Source organism: Enterobacter cloacae complex sp. P17RS (genome assembly GCF_014895885.1).
Taxonomy (GTDB): Bacteria; Pseudomonadota; Gammaproteobacteria; order Enterobacterales; family Enterobacteriaceae; genus Enterobacter; species Enterobacter bugandensis.
In genome coordinates this window covers 184,501-198,372 of the sequence record NZ_JADBQK010000007.1, presented here as the reverse complement: position 1 = coordinate 198,372, position 13,872 = coordinate 184,501, and the positions used below count along the sequence as shown (strand labels likewise).

The 13,872-nt window shown below is 57.0% G+C and carries 10 protein-coding genes; 3 read left to right on the top strand and 7 right to left on the bottom strand.

Annotation, left to right across the window (positions count from 1 at the left end):
• Positions 1–67: 67 nt before the first annotated feature.
• Positions 68–1,174 (top strand): GGDEF domain-containing protein, encoded by a 1,107-nt coding sequence (locus tag IM265_RS08530; protein ID WP_028013023.1) that lies wholly within the window; start codon positions 68–70, stop codon positions 1,172–1,174.
• Positions 1,175–1,214: 40 nt separating this feature from the next.
• Here the strand turns inward: IM265_RS08530 and IM265_RS08525 are convergent, their stop codons facing one another.
• Entirely contained in the window at positions 1,215–2,714 is a 1,500-nt protein-coding gene (locus IM265_RS08525; RefSeq protein WP_193031304.1) for an aldehyde dehydrogenase family protein, read from the bottom strand.
• Positions 2,715–2,955: 241 nt separating this feature from the next.
• On the opposite strand from IM265_RS08525, the gene feaR reads away from it, so the two are divergent.
• Positions 2,956–3,864, top strand: coding sequence for a transcriptional regulator FeaR (gene feaR, locus IM265_RS08520; protein WP_193031314.1), 909 nt, complete (start codon positions 2,956–2,958; stop codon positions 3,862–3,864).
• Here the strand turns inward: feaR and IM265_RS08515 are convergent, their stop codons facing one another.
• Genes IM265_RS08515 through IM265_RS08505 form a run of 3 tightly spaced genes read right to left on the bottom strand, consistent with a single transcriptional unit; the run spans position 3,865 to position 7,011 of the window.
• The gene (locus tag IM265_RS08515; protein ID WP_028013020.1) at positions 3,865–4,182 is read right to left on the bottom strand and encodes a YdbL family protein; all 318 of its coding nucleotides are present in this window, start codon (positions 4,180–4,182) and stop codon (positions 3,865–3,867) included.
• Positions 4,183–4,189: 7 nt separating this feature from the next.
• The gene (locus tag IM265_RS08510) at positions 4,190–4,375 is read right to left on the bottom strand and encodes a YnbE family lipoprotein (protein ID WP_028013019.1); all 186 of its coding nucleotides are present in this window, start codon (positions 4,373–4,375) and stop codon (positions 4,190–4,192) included.
• Complete coding sequence (locus tag IM265_RS08505; protein WP_193031302.1) at positions 4,372–7,011, bottom strand: YdbH family protein; 2,640 nt, start codon at positions 7,009–7,011, stop codon at positions 4,372–4,374. The genes IM265_RS08510 and IM265_RS08505 overlap by 4 nt, the downstream gene beginning before the upstream one ends.
• Positions 7,012–7,221: 210 nt before the next feature.
• On the opposite strand from IM265_RS08505, the gene IM265_RS08500 reads away from it, so the two are divergent.
• The gene (locus IM265_RS08500; RefSeq protein WP_028013015.1) at positions 7,222–8,211 is read left to right on the top strand and encodes a 2-hydroxyacid dehydrogenase; all 990 of its coding nucleotides are present in this window, start codon (positions 7,222–7,224) and stop codon (positions 8,209–8,211) included.
• A gap of 18 nt (positions 8,212–8,229) precedes the next feature.
• Here the strand turns inward: IM265_RS08500 and IM265_RS08495 are convergent, their stop codons facing one another.
• The 3 genes from IM265_RS08495 to dcp form a co-directional block, all read right to left on the bottom strand.
• Positions 8,230–9,435, bottom strand: coding sequence for an MFS transporter (locus tag IM265_RS08495; RefSeq protein ID WP_126346045.1), 1,206 nt, complete (start codon positions 9,433–9,435; stop codon positions 8,230–8,232).
• Positions 9,436–9,861: 426 nt separating this feature from the next.
• The gene (locus IM265_RS08490) at positions 9,862–11,409 is read right to left on the bottom strand and encodes a methyl-accepting chemotaxis protein (RefSeq protein ID WP_063942539.1); all 1,548 of its coding nucleotides are present in this window, start codon (positions 11,407–11,409) and stop codon (positions 9,862–9,864) included.
• Between the two features lie 409 nt (positions 11,410–11,818).
• The gene (gene dcp / locus IM265_RS08485) at positions 11,819–13,852 is read right to left on the bottom strand and encodes a peptidyl-dipeptidase Dcp (RefSeq protein WP_193031300.1); all 2,034 of its coding nucleotides are present in this window, start codon (positions 13,850–13,852) and stop codon (positions 11,819–11,821) included.
• Positions 13,853–13,872: the final 20 nt, after the last annotated feature.

Genomic DNA, 13,872 nt, shown 5'->3' with positions numbered 1-13,872 from the left:
TCCTGGCTTGCTTATAGTTACTGATATCTCACCTGCATGATTTTTCCCCCGGACGGGAAAGGGCTTTATGGAAAAAAGAAAAAAACCGACGCTGGAACGGGCAACCTGGCCGACGCGCCACGCCATGGTTATGCACGGGCTGGCGATGAACCTGCCCTGGCTGGCTTTCGTCAACATCAGCTTCGCCGTGATGATTCTGCTGCGCCATGTTCTGCTTAACGCCAGCGATCCCCTTTATCCCCACTTGCCGCATATGATGAAAATGGTCGACGCATCGATGCTCGGCATTATTATCCTCTCGGCTGCACTGATCCTTATGGGCTGGCGGCGCATCGCCGGTATCAGCGTAGTGCTGTGTATCTGTAGCGCTATCTGGTCGATATCATGCTTCTGGTTTATCACCGATTTACTGCTGCCCCACGTCTGGCCGCTGTGCGTTATTTTATTACTCGCTGGGTTAACGGCCCTCTACTTTTACCCTGTGGGGTTGCTCGCCTTCGTGCTCCCGCTCTGGATAACCCTGCCGATTGCAAGCTGGGTACTGAATGATGGCCTTAATCTTCACTTCGTTATCATCTGGAGCGTCTTTTCGCTGATCCTGATCTGCGGGCGATTCATCCTCTTAAGCTGGTTTGACGAGGCCTGGCGACGTAACCAGCAAAACCAGCTGCTGATCTCACGACTGGATGCGCTGGCGCATCAGGATCCGTTAACCACAACCGCCAACCGCCGGAAGATGGAAGTGGTGCTGGAGAACGCGGTTGAGCAGAAGAAACCGTTCTCGCTGATTATGCTGGATATTGACTATTTCAAACGCTACAACGACACCTACGGTCACCAGGCGGGTGACGACTGTCTGACGCGCGTGGCGCGGGTATTGAAGCAGTCAGTGCGAACGCCCGACGATGTGGTGTCACGCTACGGCGGCGAGGAGTTTGTGGTGATCCTGTTTAACTGCCCGGAAAATATCGCGGAAAAAGTTGCGGTACGCATTCAGGACGGCCTGCGCGCGGAGTCGATACCGCACAGCGCGTCATCCGTCAGCGATCGTGTCACCGTGAGTATGGGGATTGCGGGCATGGTCGAGGGGCTTGCGGGTACCGAGATTATTGCCCGCGCCGATGCGGCGCTGTACCGGGCGAAAGAGGCCGGGCGGGATCGGTGGTCGCTGTAAATAAAGCCGGGTGGCGGCTACGCCTTACCCGGCTTGTTTTTTAATACCGCACGCAAACCGACTTGGTTTCGCACCAGCCGTCCAGCCAGTCCGGGCCAAAATCACGTCCTGTACCGGACTGCTTCATCCCACCGAACGGCAGGTTGGCGTCAATCAGCGTATGGCTGTTCACCCACACGGTGCCCGCCTGCAGCCGATCGGTGTACTCCAGCGCCTTGCTGATATTCTGCGTCCAGACGCTGGCCGTCAGGCCATATTCGGTGTCGTTTGCCAGCTGGAGCGCCTCTTCTCCGTCGGATACCCGCACCAGGTTGACCACCGGACCAAACACCTCTTCTCGGGTTAATCGCAGCGCGGCATCCGGGTTCACCACCAGCGTAGGCGACACGTAATAGCCTTTGCCCTCCGGACCGCGGTTACCGACGATCAGCTCCGCATTGCGCGACGTCGCCTCGTCGAGGAATGTCTGCACCTTATCGCAGTGGGCGCGCGACACCAGCGGGTTGATAAACGCCTCCGGCGACATGCCCGGCCCGACGCTCAGGGATTTCACCGCCTGTTCGAACCCGCTCACCAGCGTGTCAAACAGCGGCGCTTCAATGTAGATGCGCGAGCTCGCCGCGCACACCTGCCCCTGGTTCAGGAAGCTGCCGGTCATTAATCCTTCTATCACCCATGCGGGCTCCGCATCCTTGAGTACAATTGCCGGGTTTTTCCCGCCCAGCTCCAGGGTCACCCCGGTTAGCGTGTCCGCCGCCGCGCGGGCAATCTGCTTACCCGTCGCCGTTGAGCCGGTGAAGCTCACCTTTGCAATATGCGGGTGTGAGGTCAGCGCCGCGCCACACACCGCGCCGCTGCCGGTTACTACGTTGAACACCCCGTCCGGGATGCCCGCTTCGCTGGCCAGCTCCGCCACGCGCAGCATGGTCAGCGGCGTGGTTTCAGACGGCTTAATGACGATAGAGCAGCCCGCGGCCAGCGCTGGCATCACTTTCCACATCCCGATCATCAGCGGGAAGTTCCAGGGCACAATCCCGGCCACCACACCAACCGGCTCCTTACGCGTCCACGCCTGGTAGCGCGCCCCCTGCGGCAGCGGGATGGAAAGATCGAGGGTTTTGCCCGCAATTTTGGTGGTCAGCCCGGCGGTATAGCGCATCCAGTTGAGGGTGCAGCCCACTTCAAAAGCCCGGGAGATGTTAATTGATTTGCCCTGCTCCAGCGTTTCAAGCTGAGCCAGCTCCTCGCCGTGCTGTTCGACCAGATCGGCGAAATGGAGCAGGATCCGCTCGCGCTCCGCCGGTAATTTTCCGGCCCAGGTGCGGGCCACAAAGGCGTGCCAGCCGGACATAACGGCACGGTCAACGTCATCGACGCTGGCATCGGCAGTTGAGGCAATCACCTCGCCCGTGGCCGGATTGTAGACATTCAGCCGCTTTTCACTGTCCGACGCGGCCTGACGCCCTTCAATCCACAGGCCGTGGTGTCGGTCTAAAAACTGCTGCACGGCAGGCAGAACAGCCACCTGTGATTCAGACATAGGATACTCCTTCGTTATTCTTCGCAGGGTGTTCATCCAGTCTATGTGGGGTTTTGCATTCTCGCTTTTGTCTCTGTGACATTCGCTTTGCCACCTGTGACAGGTGCCGCAAATCGCGATAATCGCCGCTTATATCGCTGTTACCGGTGAGTGTTCTTTCCTATAGTCAGCCTCATAGCTCTGACAAAATGCAACACAAATGCAACAATGCGAAAACGTTGACGGTGCAGCGAGAGAAACGATGGCGTGTGCAAGCGAGCAGGAACAGTATCAGCAGTGGCTGGCGCAGATTAACCAGATTTGCGGGCGTTTTAACGCCCAGCCCACCGAAGGCAAATTCTTCGGCGAACTGGAGACCAGCTACGCGCGCAGCCTGAAGCTCAGTACCGTCACCGCCGGCGGCGTCAACCTGTTCCGCTCCCGACGGGAGATCGCACAGAGTAATGATGCCTGGTTCTACACCGTCTTCCAGCTTGAAGGCAGTGCGGAAATTGAGCAGGACGAGCGTCGCGCGGTGCTCAGAACCGGGGATATCACGCTGATTGACGCCTCTCGTCCCTGCTCGATCAACTGGCAGGAAAAGTCCCGCCAGATTTCGCTGCTGGTTCCCCGTCAGATTATCGAGCAGCAGTGCCGCTTTCAGGAAATAAGCTGCGCGCTCGCCCTTTCCCGCACCTTACCCACGGTACAGCTGAGCCATCGCCTGCTGATGGAGAGTATGAACAACCCCGACCTGAGTGACCGGGAGAGTGAAGCGGCGCTTGAGGCGATGGTCTGCCTGCTGCGCCCCGCGTTCCAGCAGCGCGACGTGATTCAGCCGCGCAAGGAGCGCCAGTTCCAGCACGTTGTGGCGCTGATTGACAACCATATTCAGTCTGAATCGCTGCGTCCGGAATGGATTGCCGCCGAGAGCGGAATGTCCGTGCGCAGCCTCTACCGCATGTTTGCCGAGAAGGGGCTGGTGGTGGCGCAGTACATTAAAAACCGTCGTCTGGATCTCTGCGCGCAGGAATTGCAGTCAACCGGCGACGATGAAAAGCTGGCGGGCATTGGCTACAGCTGGGGATTCACCGACCATAGCCACTTTTCAACGGCCTTTAAGCAGCGTTTTGGCGTCTCGCCGGGTGAATACCGCAAGCGCTACCGCTAGCTATTTTTTGAGCCACTTACCGTTAATGCCCTTCACGTACTCGCCCGGCTGCGCGCGGGCCACCAGCTTTTGCCCCGCCATTTTCGCCACTTCATCAACCGGCAAATTATTGCTGTCGGCCAGCTTCTGATAGCTCTCCGTGCGCGCTGCGTTAATGCGATTCACCAGCTCCAGCGTTTCGGCATCCTGTTGGATCGGAGCAAGATAGCCGCTCAGGGTTTCCCCCACGCGCCCCTGCGCGCGTGCATCGTTTAAGGTCAGCGCAGCCGCCTGCACGTTTATACTCAGGGCCAGTAAAATCAACGCTAATCGTTTCATGGCATCCTCAGAACAGATCGCTGCGCGATTTCAGCAGGGCTTCAACGTCTTTATCGACCTTGATGTGGATCTCGTGTTCGATTTTGACATTCATATTGATGGTAATCGGCTCCTTTGGCGCAGCGACTTCAATGCGCGGCGTACAGCCGGTCAGTAGCGCGGCAACGGTGAGCGCACCAGCCATCTTTTTCATTGTTGTTCCTCACTTTCCTTGCCAGTCGAACTGCGGAGACCGGGAATCGCCGCGTGTTGCTCAAACCAGGTTTGCAGGTTGTCGCCAAAACGCAGGCTGCGCCACAGGGTAAAGACATTCTCGTCATGGGTGTAGTTCAGATTGACGGAGCTGCTTTTGCCGTCCACGCGGCTGGTCCCCTTGATGGTCGCCTGCATGGTTAATTCACCCAGGTTATCTAAATTGATTCTCGTCCACGACTGCGAAATTTCCATGTAGCGGAGCCAGTTAATCGCTGCGCCCGCGACCATATTATCCTTCACGATGGCGTCTGCCGTATCTTTGTCGATGCGCAGCGTCATTGGCCCCGGGTTGGTCAGCCAGCCATCTTTAATGATCCATTTTTCATTGTCCAGCCAGAACGGCAGCGCCCCGCTCACCGGGCCCGACAGGGTAAACTGCTTAGGGTTGACGGCGCTGATCAGCTCGCTTGAGGAGATATTGTCCACGCGCAGCAGGGCCGGATCGTGCTGCGGCATCCGCAGTTGCTGCATGGTGATCTTCCCGCCGAGCGTTTCTACCTTAACGTTGGTGAGCAGCAGCGGGTTGTCCTCCGTCCAGGGGTAATTCCCCTGCAGGTCCGCGGTAATGTTGCGCGCGGTCACCAGGTTTTCCACTTCGCCAATGCGCAACGTGACCGGGCCGCGCGTGCCCAGGGACCAGGTGCCCTCGCTGAAGCGGAACGGCAGCACAAAATCGACGCCGTTGATCTGGTTGTCCGGCATCCAGGCGCTGCCGGATTTCAGCACGCCGTGTCCGCCCGCCTCAAAGCCCTGATCGGGGGCCGCCGAGAAGGCAACCTGCGCATAGAGTTCTCCATCACGCAGCGTCATTTTCCAGTCCGGCGGAACCAGCGGCTGGAAGACGGTGAGCGACTGTTTCGGCCACCAGGCCTGCCCGCGAAGGCGCACGCCATCCCAGCGTCCGTTCACCTGTACCGGGCCGATGTCGTCCGCATGGAGGTCGCCCTTAAACTGAAAAACAGTCGGGTCGGTACCGTCGACGCTGAAGGTCAGGACCGAGGGCGGCAATACGCTGCCGCCGGAGAACCGGGTTTGCCCGGCATTCAGCGACAGCGCGCCGCTGAATGCGGGTTTTTCGGCATCGCGCAGCCAGCGTACAGGCCGATCCAGCACCAGACGCGGCTTGCTGACCTCCATGGTGCCGTACTGAAGCTTGTCAAAACCGGTGGAGAGCGCCGTCAGTTCAATAAGGTTGTCGCGCCACTCGCCTTTCCCGGCGACATCCCAGCGGGCATGCATCGGCGTAAAGCCGCCTTTTCCCCAGTAGCGCCACTGCCACAGGCCGTTATCAGGTAAAAAGTCGTTGGCCTGACCGTCCAGGTGGAGTTCAAAACCGCCCATCTCGTTTTCATGGGCACGCAGAATAGCCTGCAGACGCCCGTCCACGCCCTTCTGGGTGAGCTTCACGCCCGCCAGCGGCCAGCGGATTTCATCGATATCGAGTGAGTCAATAATGCGCCCGCGCGAGCGGAGCAGCGCGCCGGGCTCAAAAGCAAGCTGCGGTTCATACAGGCTGCCGGTCAGTGTGGCGGGCAATTTGGCGTAAAGAATGAGATCGTTTTGCTTCGCCTCGCCGCTCAGATGCAGCGGCATGTTGCTGTTTTCCATGCTGAGCCTGCCGGGCCCAATGTTCAGTACCGCGTTACCTTTACCCGCATCGCCTTGCGTCAACACGTTCAGTCGTCCGGTCAGGGTGGCTTTCTCCAGCCCCTGCTGCCAGTTGTCGGCGCGAAGGGACACGCGCCCGCTCAGCGGCATACCCGAAAGATCCCAGTTCCAGCGCCCGTCGCTGATGTTCAGCTGTTCCGCCGTGATCTGCCACGGCAGGTCGAGAAGCGGATCGGGGTTATCCCGCGCCATCACCACCAGCTGTCCCTGATTGTCTTCCCAGTCGAGATCGGCATCGACCAGAGACGTTAACTGTGGCACGTTAAAGGTCGCGACCGCATGGCCTTTCACCGGCACGCCGTCCGGCACCAGCGGCAAAATGAACTCGCCCACCAGCTTAATCGGCTGCGGCTGGTCAGGGAGCTGAACATCAAACTGGCTGACCGAGAGCGTCTGGCCGCGAAGCGTGCCTTTGATGCTGACCTGTTCGCCTCGGTAAGCGATCTCCTGGCTGGAGGGCGTCAGTGACGCATTGAGCTCGCCCTGCCGCTGCTGCCAGGGCGAGAGCGTCAGACGGTGAATGGTGAGCCAGGTATTGGGCAACACAGCCTGCCATTGTGCCAGCGTTTTGGGGGCGACCGTTGAGGGTGCAGACTGGGGAATTTTGCTCAGGCAGACGGTGTTAAGATCCAGCGCGCCGATATCCAGTTTCCAGCGGCTAGGATGTGACAGCGTCACGTTATCGATGCGGGCAATTTCGCAGTCTTCCACCAGATAGAGAAGATCGGGGATCACCAGCGCGTGGCGAGTCAGTTTTGGGCTTTCTTCGAAAGCAATGCGCGTCCCGACGGGGAGCCAGATCCCGGCGAGCGTCGGCACCCACTGGGCGAGCGTCATCAGCAGCGTCAGCGGCACCAAAATCAACAGCAGTAAAACCGCAATGGCGGCTTTGTATTTACCCTTCATGGGCAGTTAATGTCCTGATTTTTCGAAAGAATTAAGCCGGCAATGCCGAATATTGTCGCATGTTTAGCCAGTCAGTTGTAGAGAATGCCATTTTTAAGGATAGATGCTCTAGAATAATTGATAGAACTTATTGAATTCAATAATATTTTAGAAATTGTAAGATAATTTTAATCATGCTAACGTGAATGCAAAATCACTGGAGAAAGTCTTATGAAACTCGCGGTATATAGCACAAAGCAGTACGACAAAAAGTATCTGCAACATGTTAACGAAGCTTACGGGTTTGAGCTTGAATTTTTCGACTTTCTGCTGTCCGAAAAAACCGCCAAAACGGCGCACGGCTGTGAAGGCGTCTGCATTTTTGTTAACGATGACGGCAGTCGTCCGGTGCTGGAAGAGTTGAAAAAGCAGGGAGTGAAGTATATCGCCCTGCGCTGCGCCGGCTTCAACAACGTGGATCTCGACGCGGCAAAAGAGCTGGGTCTGAAGGTGGTTCGCGTCCCGGCGTACTCCCCGGAAGCGGTAGCAGAACATGCGATTGGCATGATGATGTCGCTCAACCGTCGTATTCACCGCGCTTATCAGCGTACGCGTGACGCCAACTTCTCGCTGGAAGGGCTGACCGGCTTTACCATGTACGGCAAAACCGCGGGCGTGATCGGCACCGGTAAAATTGGCGTGGCTGCCCTGCGCATTCTGAAAGGCTTCGGCATGCGTCTGCTGGCATTCGATCCGTACCCGAGCGCCGCAGCGCTGGATCTGGGCGTGGAGTACGTCGACCTGCCAACGCTGTTCTCGCAGTCCGACGTGATCTCCCTGCACTGCCCGCTGACGCCGGAAAACTACCACCTGCTTAACCAGGCGGCGTTTGACCAGATGAAAGACGGCGTGATGATCATCAACACCAGCCGCGGCGGTCTGGTTGACTCTCAGGCTGCTATCGAAGCGCTGAAAACCCAGAAAATTGGCGCGCTGGGGATGGACGTGTATGAGAACGAGCGCGATCTGTTCTTTGAAGACAAGTCCAACGATGTGATCCAGGACGACGTGTTCCGCCGTCTGTCTGCCTGCCATAACGTCCTGTTTACCGGCCACCAGGCGTTTTTGACTGCCGAAGCGCTGATCAGCATTTCGGAAACCACGCTGGGGAATCTTCAGCAGTTAGAAAAGGGTGAACCGTGTCCTAACGAACTGGCTTAAATGCTACGCCGGGTGAGGCTAAGCTTCATCCGGCGCGTTTGTTTCCCAGCTTCGGTGAGCAACGCGCCACCAGAGCAGGACGGCGGCCAGCGCAATCGCGCTCAGGACACTGAATGCCGTCGCAAACGAGTAATGACCGGCGATCGTCCCGGTTAACGCAGGGCTCATGGCTGCCCCCACTCCCTGCATCAGCATCACCACACTCTGCCCGGCATTAACGTGCCCGCTTCCGCGCAGCAGCACCACAATAAACGACGGTACGACGACACCCAGGATCCCGGCGGCGAGACCGTCGAGAATTTGTACCGGGATCATCATTAACGGCGCGTCGGTCGATGCCGCCAGCGCCGCGCGCACCGGCATAACCAGCAGCGCCAGCATAATCAAGCGCCAGTAGCCGTAGCGTTCTATTCGGCCTGCAACCCAGATGGCAACGGGGATCATCACCGCCTGCGAGATGATGACGGTGCCTGCCGCGTACAGGCCAAGGTTGATCGAGGCGGGTGCCGCGGCCACCCTCATGCTCAGCATCGGCAGCAGTGCGGCATTCGCCAGGTGGAACAGCAGTAGCGTCAGTCCGGTCACAAACAGCGCCCGGTTTTTAATCAGCACCGCGAAGCCGGGGACAGGAACGCTACCTGAGGATGAAAGCCCTCGCGCCGCATCGTTATCAATGTCCCCGTTGCGGATGGCAAGCAGCGCGCAGAGCGTCAGCAGCGTCGTGCAGGTCATCAGCAGGAAAATCCCCCCGACGCCCCAGTACCAGGCAATGCCGCCTGCCATCACTGCGGTGACAAAATTGCCGCCGTGATTGAACGCCTCATTTTTGCCCATCTGCGCGCTGAACCCGCGCTGGCCGGTCAGGCCCAGCGTAATCCCGGCGATGAGCGGTCCGACAAACGCCGCGCAGATGCCGGTGACCATTTGTGAGACGGCAACAACGCTGGTCTGCTGGCTAAACCAGAGCAGCAGCGTGCTGAGAGTGATCAAAGTGCAGAGCAGCGCCAGTACGGCGCGTTTGTTCCGCGAAGTGTCAGTAATTACCCCCGCCGGGAGCGTAGCCAGCAATCCCGCCAGCCCACCGGCAGTCATCAGGATGCCGATATCATCGGGGCTCCAGTGTCGTTCTGTCAGAAAGATACCGAGAAAAGGACCAAGGCCATCACGGACATCCGCAATGAAAAAACTCGTCAGGCATAACGCCCGCAGCGAACGAAGAGACATACTTCCTGCCTGTAAATTATCCGGCTCGCGTTTCGCGATGACCCGCGTCCAGACGATCGTACAATAAAATTAAAAATGTAGCGTAGCGCTGCTTATTGAAAATCAGATGACGGCCCAAAAGACCGGATTAACCGGGGAAGCTACGCGTCACACCAGCCTCCAACGAGCTGTAGCAAAATGTGAATAGCCGCCGGGAACATCAACACGAAGAGTAAAACTGTCACCACAGCAATCGCCATCAGAAACTCCTTTTAAATTTTCGTTTTACGAAATCGTAGTCAGTATTTTTAATTTGTCACTGACGCTCGGCTATTTTCTTCATTATTCACGGGGACGCCCCTTTTTATTAAGACGCCCCCGTGCTGGTTTGATTAAAATTCTCGTTTAAAACGCCGGAGCTTTACCTTTTGATTATGCTTTTGCTGCTCAAATAGCAAAGTTTTCCGTCATCTGCTTCAGTGCCCTGGACTGCTCGGTCAGCGCCTGCGATGCCGCTGCGGACTGCTCAACGAGCGCCGCATTACCCTGCGTCACGCCATCCATCTGGGTGACAGCAGCGCTGATTTGCATGATGCCCTGCATTTGCTCAACCGAGGCCATTGAAAGACTGTCCATAGTTTCTGCCAGCGTAGCCACGTTGCTCGCAGCCCGCAAAATCGTCTCTGCTGTTCTGGATGCCACCGATACACCGTTATCGACATCCTCAACGGCATGCTCAATCAGCGCCCCAATTTCTTTGGACGCCGTTGCGCTGCGCTGAGCAAGATTTCTGACTTCCGTCGCCACCACGGCGAAGCCACGACCATGCTCACCGGCACGTGCAGCCTCGACCGCCGCATTCAGCGCCAGAATATTAGTCTGGAAAGCAATCCCTTCTATAACGCTGGTGATTTCTTTAATCTTCAAAGCGTTAGCCGATATATTCTGCATCGTTTCGCTCATTTCGCCCACGGCAGACTCACCTTCACGTGCCAGTGCTTCCGTCTTTCTTGCTGACGTTGCCGTATGCTCCGCGACCTCGGTATTGTTCCGAACGGTCATCGTCAGCTGTTCCATGCTGGCGGCAGTCTGCTGCAACGCCGCCGCCTGCTCCTCGGTACGAGACGATAACTCCATATTGCCCTGCTCGATCTCACCGGCAGCCAGATCCACCGACGTCGCGGCCTCTTTGATTTCAGTGACAAGGGTTTTCAACTGGGTCTGCATGTTGTCCAGAGCCGCAAGCAGCGTGCCGGTTTCATCCATCCGGGTAATACGTATGGTTGAGGTGAGATCGCCGGCAGCAATGGTGTTCGCCGTATTCACGGCCTGCTTTAGCGGTCGGAGAATACTGCGCGACAGCAAAATGCCCGTCAGCAGCGCGGTGACAACCGCCGCAATCATTCCCAGGATTATCATCATGCGCGTACGGAAGCGTTCTTCAGCCAGTCGGGTTTGACGTTCAGCCATAATGCGGTACTCGTCGTTCAGCGCTTGCTGAATAACGCCCCGCATGGCGTCCATTTGCTCTTTTCCGGTATTACGCTCCAGGCTACTGATGAACGCATCCATCTCTTCGCCCCCGCGGGATACACTCTCTCTTCGCTGGATTAACGGCAGCGCAAATGATCTTTTCCATTCTTCTTCAAGCCTGGAGAGGGTGGTTAATTTTTGCTGCTGCGACGGGTTATCACGCGTAAGCCCTGCAATTTCGTCAACTTTGCTTTTAAACCTCTCATCCCCCTGCGTGAAGGGTTGAAGAACGTCCTGATTGCCGGTGAGCGCAAAACCGCGAATGCCGGTTTCCATGTTGATCAGGTTTTCGGTTACGGAGCGAAGGTTATCGACCACTTTATAGCTATGAACGTTGAGCTTGCTGACGGCCGTCACTCTGTCAAAGCTCAAATAGAGCAGCCCGCAGACGACGGACATTAAAACCACAATTGCGCCAAATGCTATGGTAAGCCGGGTGCCGATGTTGAGATTTTTAAACATGACTCTTCCTTAATAATTAGCATAGGTTCATCTTCTGGAGATGAATTTTAATAACGGCTTATTTTTTGTGGTTAATGGAAATGGGTTTCCACCACGACCACACCCATGCTAATCGGCAGAGAAAATTAATACTTTAGGCTGAGATAAAAATATAATAATCATCTTTTTGCGATGATTCTTATATGCAATAAACGGTCATGCTCCAGTCAGCATAAATAATTAAATAAACTTGCAAGCATTATAAATTTGAGATTGGTAAAAGCGCCTAAATTTAAGCACATTTAATATAAATATATTTCAAATTATTAATAAATGTAAATTTTAGTTCTTTTTTTGACCTTTCCCGAGCTTTCAGACCTATAAAAAAACCGGGCGCGGGGCCCGGTTATCTTTTTAGCTAAAAGTGGCTTTATGCGCTCAACCCGCGATTCTCCAGCATCGGTTCAATCTTCGGATCGTGTCCGCGCCAGCTGCGATACAGTTCAGCCAAGTCCGTACTGTTACCACGGGACAAAATCGCCTCGCGGAATTTCTGCCCGTTTTCACGCGTCAATCCACCCTGTTCGACAAACCACTGATAGCCATCGTCCGCCAGCATTTGCGTCCACAGGTAGGCGTAATATCCCGCAGCGTAGCCGCCGCCGAAGATATGGGCAAAGTAGCTGCTGCGATAGCGCGGCGGTACAGCGGGCAGATCCAGCCCCTCTTTTTTCAACGCCGCGGCTTCGAATTCTTCAACGCTCGACACGGCCTCGCTGATGCCGTGCCAGTTCATGTCCAGCAGCGCCGCACTCAGCAGCTCCGTCATGTCATAACCCTTGTTGAAATGGGTTGCGTTGAGCATGCTTTCCCGCAGCGCGTCCGGCATGGGGTCACCGGTTTCGTAATGACGGGCATAGTGGCTAAACACCTGAGGATGGCTGGCCCAGTGCTCATTAATTTGCGACGGGAATTCAACGAAATCACGCGGCGTATTGGTACCGGACAGCGTGGCGAAGCGCTGGCTGGCAAACAGACCGTGCAGGGTATGGCCAAACTCGTGGAACAGGGTTATCACGTCATCCCAGGAGAGAAGCGCGACGCCGCCGTTACCCGGCTTTTGGTAGTTGCAGACGTTGTAGATCACCGGGCGGGCAGCAAGCTCGTAGGATTGCTCGATGAAATTGCCCATCCAGGCCCCGCCCTGCTTGGAATCGCGGGCGAAGAAGTCGCCGTAAAACAGCGCCATGCCCTCACCGGTGTGGTCAAAAATTTCCCATACGCGGACGTCAGGGTGATAAACCGGAATGTCGAAACGCTCCACAAAACGAATGCCAAACAGCTGGCTGGCCGCCCAGAATACGCCATCCTGCAATACGGTATTGAGCGCAAAATAGGGTCGAATCTGCGATTCATCGAGGGCATATTTCGCCTGACGCACGCGCTCGGCATAAAAGGCCCAGTCCCAGGCCTGCACGGTGAAGCCACCCTGCTCGTCGTCGATGACCTTCTGAATATCGGCCTGCTCGCGTTCCGCGCGGGCGCGGGCTGCAGGCACAATGCCGCGCATAAATTCCAGCGCGGCGGCCGGGGTTTTCGCCATCTGGTCGGCGATGTTCCAGCTGGCGTAATCCTCAAAGCCGAGCAGACGGGCCTGGCGCGCCCGCAGCGCCGTAAGGCGCAGGATCAGCGTGCGGGTGTCGTTTTCATCCCCTTTCTGGGTGCGCGTCCAGCCGGCGTTGAACAGGTTTTCGCGCGTCTGCCGATTGCGCAGCGCGGCTAGCGCAGGCTGCTGTGTCGTATTCAGGAGCGGGATCAGCCAGCGGTCGTTAAGCCCTTTTTCCGCGGCTGCCTGCGCTGCGGCGGCAATCTCTTCGGCGCTAAGGCCTTCAAGCTGGTGCGCGTAATCCACCACCAGCCCGCCCGCGTTGTTAGCGGCCAGCAGGCGCTGGTTAAACTGGCTGGTCAGGGACGCGGCCTCGGTATTCAGCGCCTTCAGCTCGGCTTTTTCCGCTTCATTCAGGCGCGCGCCGGCCAGAATAAAGCGCTGGTACGTCTCCTCGACCAGCCGACGGGATTCGGCATCCAGCGCGGCGCGGTCCTGCCAGACGCTCTCGACGCGGGCGAAAAGGGTGTCGTTCAGCCAGATGTCGTTCGCCAGCGCGGCAAGTTCGGTGGAGAGCTGCTCCTCCAGTTCCTGCAGGTACGCATTGGTGTGCGCGGAGGTCATGGCGAAGAAAACGCTGCTGACGCGCGCAAGCATGACGCCGCTTTTCTCCAGCGCCAGCACGGTGTTAGTGAAGTCTGGCGCAGCGGTGTGAGAGACTATCGCCTCTATGTCCGCCCGCTTCTGGCGAAGCGCTTCATCGAAGGCCGGACGATAATGCTCGTCTTTGATGGTATCAAAATGGGGAGCCTGGTAAGGCAGCAGGCTGATGTCAAAAAAGGGGTTGGTGGCCGTCATCTTTCACTCCTCCGAACGAA

What these genes read in the sequence shown, in the direction of transcription:
- feaR (WP_193031314.1), top strand. Translation starts at nt 2,956, where the DNA reads ATGGCGTGTGCAAGCGAGCAGGAACAGTATCAGCAGTGGCTGGCGCAG.
- IM265_RS08515 (WP_028013020.1), bottom strand. Translation starts at nt 4,182, where the DNA reads ATGAAACGATTAGCGTTGATTTTACTGGCCCTGAGTATAAACGTGCAG.
- IM265_RS08490 (WP_063942539.1), bottom strand. Translation starts at nt 11,409, where the DNA reads ATGTTTAAAAATCTCAACATCGGCACCCGGCTTACCATAGCATTTGGC.
- IM265_RS08510 (WP_028013019.1), bottom strand. Translation starts at nt 4,375, where the DNA reads ATGAAAAAGATGGCTGGTGCGCTCACCGTTGCCGCGCTACTGACCGGC.
- IM265_RS08495 (WP_126346045.1), bottom strand. Translation starts at nt 9,435, where the DNA reads ATGTCTCTTCGTTCGCTGCGGGCGTTATGCCTGACGAGTTTTTTCATT.
- IM265_RS08525 (WP_193031304.1), bottom strand. Translation starts at nt 2,714, where the DNA reads ATGTCTGAATCACAGGTGGCTGTTCTGCCTGCCGTGCAGCAGTTTTTA.
- IM265_RS08505 (WP_193031302.1), bottom strand. Translation starts at nt 7,011, where the DNA reads ATGAAGGGTAAATACAAAGCCGCCATTGCGGTTTTACTGCTGTTGATT.
- dcp (WP_193031300.1), bottom strand. Translation starts at nt 13,852, where the DNA reads ATGACGGCCACCAACCCCTTTTTTGACATCAGCCTGCTGCCTTACCAG.
- IM265_RS08530 (WP_028013023.1), top strand. Translation starts at nt 68, where the DNA reads ATGGAAAAAAGAAAAAAACCGACGCTGGAACGGGCAACCTGGCCGACG.
- IM265_RS08500 (WP_028013015.1), top strand. Translation starts at nt 7,222, where the DNA reads ATGAAACTCGCGGTATATAGCACAAAGCAGTACGACAAAAAGTATCTG.